The 4,746-nt window shown below is 55.4% G+C and carries 5 protein-coding genes and 1 riboswitch; of the genes, 1 reads left to right on the top strand and 4 read right to left on the bottom strand.

Annotated features, from left to right (window positions below; genetic code table 11):
* The 3 genes from thiC to AC13CN_RS06165 form a co-directional block, all read right to left on the bottom strand.
* The coding region (gene thiC, locus AC13CN_RS06175; protein ID WP_483053092.1) for a phosphomethylpyrimidine synthase ThiC at positions 1-1,536 on the bottom strand (1,536 nt) is incomplete at its 3' end.
* Between the two features lie 25 nt (positions 1,537-1,561).
* Positions 1,562-2,230: a thiaminase II gene (gene tenA / locus AC13CN_RS06170; RefSeq protein WP_137095122.1), complete on the bottom strand. Its 669-nt coding sequence runs from the start codon at positions 2,228-2,230 to the stop codon at positions 1,562-1,564.
* Between the two features lie 86 nt (positions 2,231-2,316).
* Positions 2,317-2,448: riboswitch (TPP riboswitch) on the bottom strand.
* Between the two features lie 89 nt (positions 2,449-2,537).
* The gene (locus tag AC13CN_RS06165; RefSeq protein ID WP_483053091.1) at positions 2,538-3,482 is read right to left on the bottom strand and encodes an integron integrase; all 945 of its coding nucleotides are present in this window, start codon (positions 3,480-3,482) and stop codon (positions 2,538-2,540) included.
* 624 nt (positions 3,483-4,106) lie between these two features.
* Between AC13CN_RS06165 and AC13CN_RS06160 the strand changes: the two genes are divergently transcribed.
* Entirely contained in the window at positions 4,107-4,517 is a 411-nt protein-coding gene (locus AC13CN_RS06160) for a leucine-rich repeat domain-containing protein (protein ID WP_036149633.1), read from the top strand.
* 15 nt (positions 4,518-4,532) lie between these two features.
* On the opposite strand, the gene AC13CN_RS06155 is transcribed toward AC13CN_RS06160, so the two are convergent.
* Positions 4,533-4,746 (bottom strand): hypothetical protein (locus tag AC13CN_RS06155; RefSeq protein WP_483053090.1); only part of this gene is annotated, 214 nt, incomplete at its 5' end.

Here is a 4,746-nt window from a genome sequence, read left to right as displayed (position 1 = left end):
GCCGGTTTTTACGTCATCTTTATTGGGCAGGCCCAAGTGCTCTTTCGGCGTCACGTAGCAGAGCATGGCGCAGCCAAACCAGCCAATCATCGCCGCCCCAATGCCAGAGGTAATGTGGTCGTAGCCGGGGGCGATATCCGTTACCAGCGGCCCAAGGGTATAGAAGGGCGCTTCGTCGCAGTACTCCAACTGCTTATCCATGTTCTCTTTCACAAGGTGCATGGGCACGTGGCCGGGGCCTTCGATCATCACCTGTACATCGTGTTTCCAGGCAATGTGGGTCAATTCGCCCAGAGTTTTCAGCTCCGCCATTTGCGCTTCATCGTTTGCATCAGCAATAGAGCCCGGGCGCAGGCCGTCGCCCAGCGAGAACGCCACATCGTACTGCTTGCAGATCTCGCAGATCTCCTCGAAGTGGGTATACAGGAAGCTCTCTTGATGGTGATACAAGCACCACTTTGCCATGATGGAGCCGCCACGGCTGACGATGCCGGTGACGCGGTTGGCGGTGAGCGGCACGTAGCGCAGCAGCACCCCGGCGTGAATGGTGAAATAATCCACCCCCTGTTCCGCCTGCTCGATCAGCGTATCGCGGAAGATCTCCCAGGTGAGGTTTTCGGCAATGCCGTTGACCTTCTCCAGCGCCTGATAGATGGGCACCGTACCAATCGGCACCGGCGAGTTGCGGATGATCCACTCGCGGGTTTCATGGATGTTCTGGCCGGTGGAGAGATCCATGATGGTGTCCGCGCCCCAGCGGATGCCCCAGGTCATCTTGTCTACTTCCTCTTCAATGGAAGAGGTGACCGCCGAGTTACCCAGGTTGCCGTTGATCTTCACCAGGAAGTTGCGGCCAATGATCATCGGCTCGCTTTCCGGGTGGTTGATGTTGTTGGGAATGATTGCCCGGCCACGGGCGACTTCATCGCGCACAAACTCCGGGGTGATCTCTTTGGGCAGGCTGGCGCCGAAGCTCTGGCCCGCATGCTGATGGCCCAGAATGCGCTCCACCTCTGCCGTTCCCAACGCCTGGCGGCGCTGGTTTTCCCGCAGAGCGATGAACTCCATTTCCGGCGTGATGATGCCCTGGCGGGCGTAGTGCAGCTGGGTCACGTTCTTGCCCGCTTTCGCCCGGCGGGGTGTGCGGCTTAAATCAAAGCGCAGCTGGGCAAGGGTGGGGTCGTTGGCGCGGCGCTGGCCGTACTGGCTGGTGGGGCCATCCAGAAACTCAGTGTCGTTGCGCTCTTCGATCCAGGCCCGGCGTAGCTCCGGCAGGCCCTGGCGCAAATCGATGTTGGCGCTGGGGTCGGTGTAGGGGCCGGAGGTGTCGTACACCAGCAGTGGCGGGTTCTGCTCATCTGCGCCGCTGGTTTTGGTGGGCGAGAGGGTGATTTCCCGAAACGGCACGCGAATATCCGGCCGCGAGCCTTCCACGTACACCTTGCGCGAGCCGGGCAGCGGCGCCACGGCGGCGGCATCGACCTGGGCGGTTTCGGCTAAAAAGTGTGCGGTGTTGCTTTTGACGGTCTTGGTCATGACGGTTGCTCTATGTTGTAGGAGATTATTCAGAAAGGTCTAAACCCATCTGCCAGAAGTCGATTTCCAGACGGGTGGCATCGCGGAAGATTTTGCTTAGCTCAGCAAAGCGGGCGGGGGTGACATCCGCCAAGCGGGCATCGAGCCACGCAAGCTCCGCCTGCATGGCGGCCTGGAACTCCTCGCCTTCGTACATGGCGATCCAGGCATCAAACGGGTTTTGCGCGCCGCGCAGCGTGGAAGGCTGCGCGTTCAGCCAGTTGGCGATTTCGCCGTAGCCCACCAGGCACGGGGCCAGCGCCACGTGCAAATCGAGCAGGTCGCCGCGGTTGCCGGTATCCAGCACATAGCGGGTGTAGGCCAGCGTAGCGCGGGCTTCGGGGAGTTCGGCAAGCTCCTGCTCGGAAATCCCCCACTCCTGACAAAAGCCCACGTGCAGGCCCAACTCCACGTCCACGATGGCTTTCATGCCTTCGTGGGCTTGGCGTAGATCTGCCAGGGTGGGGCTTTTGTAAGCGGCTAGCGCATAGGCGCGGGCGAAGTGGATCAAGAACAGATAATCCTGCTTCAGGTAGTGGCGAAACGATGCCTCAGGCAGCGTGGCGTTGCCCAGCTGGTGCACGAAATCGTGCTCGATGTAGGCGCGCCAATCTTGCTGGCAAGCAGTGGTGAGATCGGTAAAGCGGTAGCCCATATTGGATGCCTCCGGTGGTACAGCGAACCGGCGCACGGGCGAAGGGAGAGTGAGTTGGGGCAAGGTATCAGGTGAACACGGCGCACCCCCAACCACCGCTTGATTCCTACGCCGGTACTAGCCGGATCAGGTTCAACGGGCCCCGCCGTGACGACTTGCTGCAGCAGCCAGCCGTATAGCGATCTCAGCCGGTTCCACCGGCACCCCGTCAAGCAGTATTCAGCGCAGTGTAGGAGGCGAGAGGGGGAGATGCAAGGGGCGTTAGCTTGATCGACAATGGGCATCATTGAAGTATGACTGCCCTTCACTAACCCAATGGACTTCTGACACCCGCAAATCCATTGCCTAGCACATGGGTGTATATTTGGGTGGTTTCGATATTTTTATGGCCCAGCAGCTCTTGAACAGTGCGAATGTCAGTACCTTGGCTTAGTAGCTGAGTGGCGAAACGGTGCCGCAAAGAGTGGCATGAGCCAGGGCGTGTTAAAGAAGATGAGCGCATGGCATATTTGACGGCTTTTTGGACGGCAGAGGCATGAATGTGATGTAGAACGACGCGCCCCCTCTCATCGAAGCAAGGCCTGGGGGAAGGGAAAAGCCACTGCCATGCAAGTGAAATACCCGCGTTCGGGTATTTACGGTCCAGAGCATATGGCAGTGACACAGGAATAGCGTTGGCTTCAAGGCGAGCGTTCAGTTGTTGTTCTGCCATTTGTATATGCGTATGTAATGGCTGGACGCAAGAAGGCGGCAGTAGCGTGGTGCGGTCTTTGTTGCCTTTGCCTGCATACACCGTGATGATTTGCCTTGAGAAATCAATATCTTTGACGCGAAGCCGACAGGCTTCGGAGACACGTAAACCTGAGCCGTACATCAGTGAGGCCATGAGAAGCATAGAGCCAGACAAGTGCTGAAATACCTCCATTACTTCCTGATGGGAAAGCACCACTGGTAAGCGCTGAGGGCGCTTAGCTCGGCTAAATTGACCAATCTCGCCAAGCGGTTGGTCCAGCACATGGCGATAAAGGAAGACGATGGCATTGAGTGCTTGATTCTGTGTAGCCGCTGCCACGTGCCTTTCGATTGCCAGATATTCCAAAAATTGCCGTACTTCATGACCTGTTAGCGTGGCAGGGTGACGTAAGTTGTTGAACCGAATGTAAAATCGAATCCAGTAACAATAGGTTTTTTCGGTGCGTAAGCTATAGCGCTTGACCCTCATGGTTGCCTTGACGCGTTCCATCAGTTTCATGGGAGAATGCCTTAATAATGCTGTATGTAAAAACAGTATTATTGGGGCGAGCAAAACGCGCAAGCTCGCGAATTTTGGCTACATCGCCAAAATTCTCTTTGCACGCTGTAGAATCAATGAGGTAGATTCAATTTGGTGGCTATGAAACCTCAGTCATTGTGATGTCACGTTCATTGAGGTTTCATGGCAGGGCGTATAATCACTGTTATGACTCTATGAGGTCTTTGTGCAGGTTTTAGAGTCGAGTCCATGGGACTGGATGTTATTCAGAGATGAAGGGAAGCTGTTTTTCACGGTTCTGTGTGGGTCAGTGGCGATGTACTCCGTGGACATTCAATTGTCTGAGTCCGAGGTCACCGAATATGACAACCGAAATCGAGAGGCTTTGGTGTCATTGGCCACGAAGATCCGAATGAATCCCGAAAGTTATAGTGATCGTCACATTAAAAATTTCGATGGCCATGAAGTGTCTTCTTAGGCAGCGGCCGGCTAGGGAGCAGGCGAACTTCGCAAGTCATAACAAGTCGCTGTAGTACGCGGCCGATGGCCGCCGGACGCCCTTTTCATTGCGGCTTCGCCTCCATTGCAAGGGCGCCGCTAAGCTAAGCGTTAGACGAGATGGGTATGAAGTCAGACGACAGACTGGTTTTCCGCTTAAAGGGTCAATTTGGCTATGTAGATGGCTCTTTGTTCAGCGATGCGGACCTAGCCTCTGTGCGCGCAGACACGGTCTTTCTGAATCTGGAGAATTCAGAGGTATCCGATTGCGGAATTGCCAACTTGCCTGACATGCCTGCATTGCGTTGTATTGATCTTGATGGAACGCGGGTAACCGACATAGCGATGGAGCGCCTTGCAACATTCAAGAGTCTTGAGGAAATCTGGCTTGAAGGTACTGTAGTTTCGGATATTGGGCTCGGTTTTCTCCAGTCACTCAAGGGGCTTAAATTCATATCGGTATTGGATTGCGAACACATATCGGATGAGGCGGTATCAAGCTTGCAGGCAGCGAATCCCGGGATTGAAGTACATTGAGAGCCGGTACCGCGTCTAACCAATACAGTCACGGCGACGTCTACTACATTGCGGCTTCGCCTCCATTTCGCAGCCGCGCGTGCTGTTGGCGTTAACCCTTGTGACCAGCATCTTGCAAAACTCCGTCAATGACGTATATTGACTGTCATGTTTACCATCATCGAAACCCCTACATTTGAAGCAGATGCCAGAAAAATCTGGACTGAGGAAGAGCGAAGCGCTTTCTTTG

This window comes from Vreelandella sp. L-25 (genome assembly GCF_056857535.1).
Note: the sequence above shows the minus strand (reverse complement) of the source record. Positions and strands in the feature narration are given on the sequence as shown.

Excerpts from the sequence above, each read along its gene's own strand:
- tenA (WP_137095122.1), bottom strand. The coding sequence starts at position 2,230 with ATGGGCTACCGCTTTACCGATCTCACCACTGCTTGCCAGCAAGATTGG.
- AC13CN_RS06165 (WP_483053091.1), bottom strand. The coding sequence starts at position 3,482 with ATGAAACTGATGGAACGCGTCAAGGCAACCATGAGGGTCAAGCGCTAT.
- AC13CN_RS06160 (WP_036149633.1), top strand. The coding sequence starts at position 4,107 with ATGAAGTCAGACGACAGACTGGTTTTCCGCTTAAAGGGTCAATTTGGC.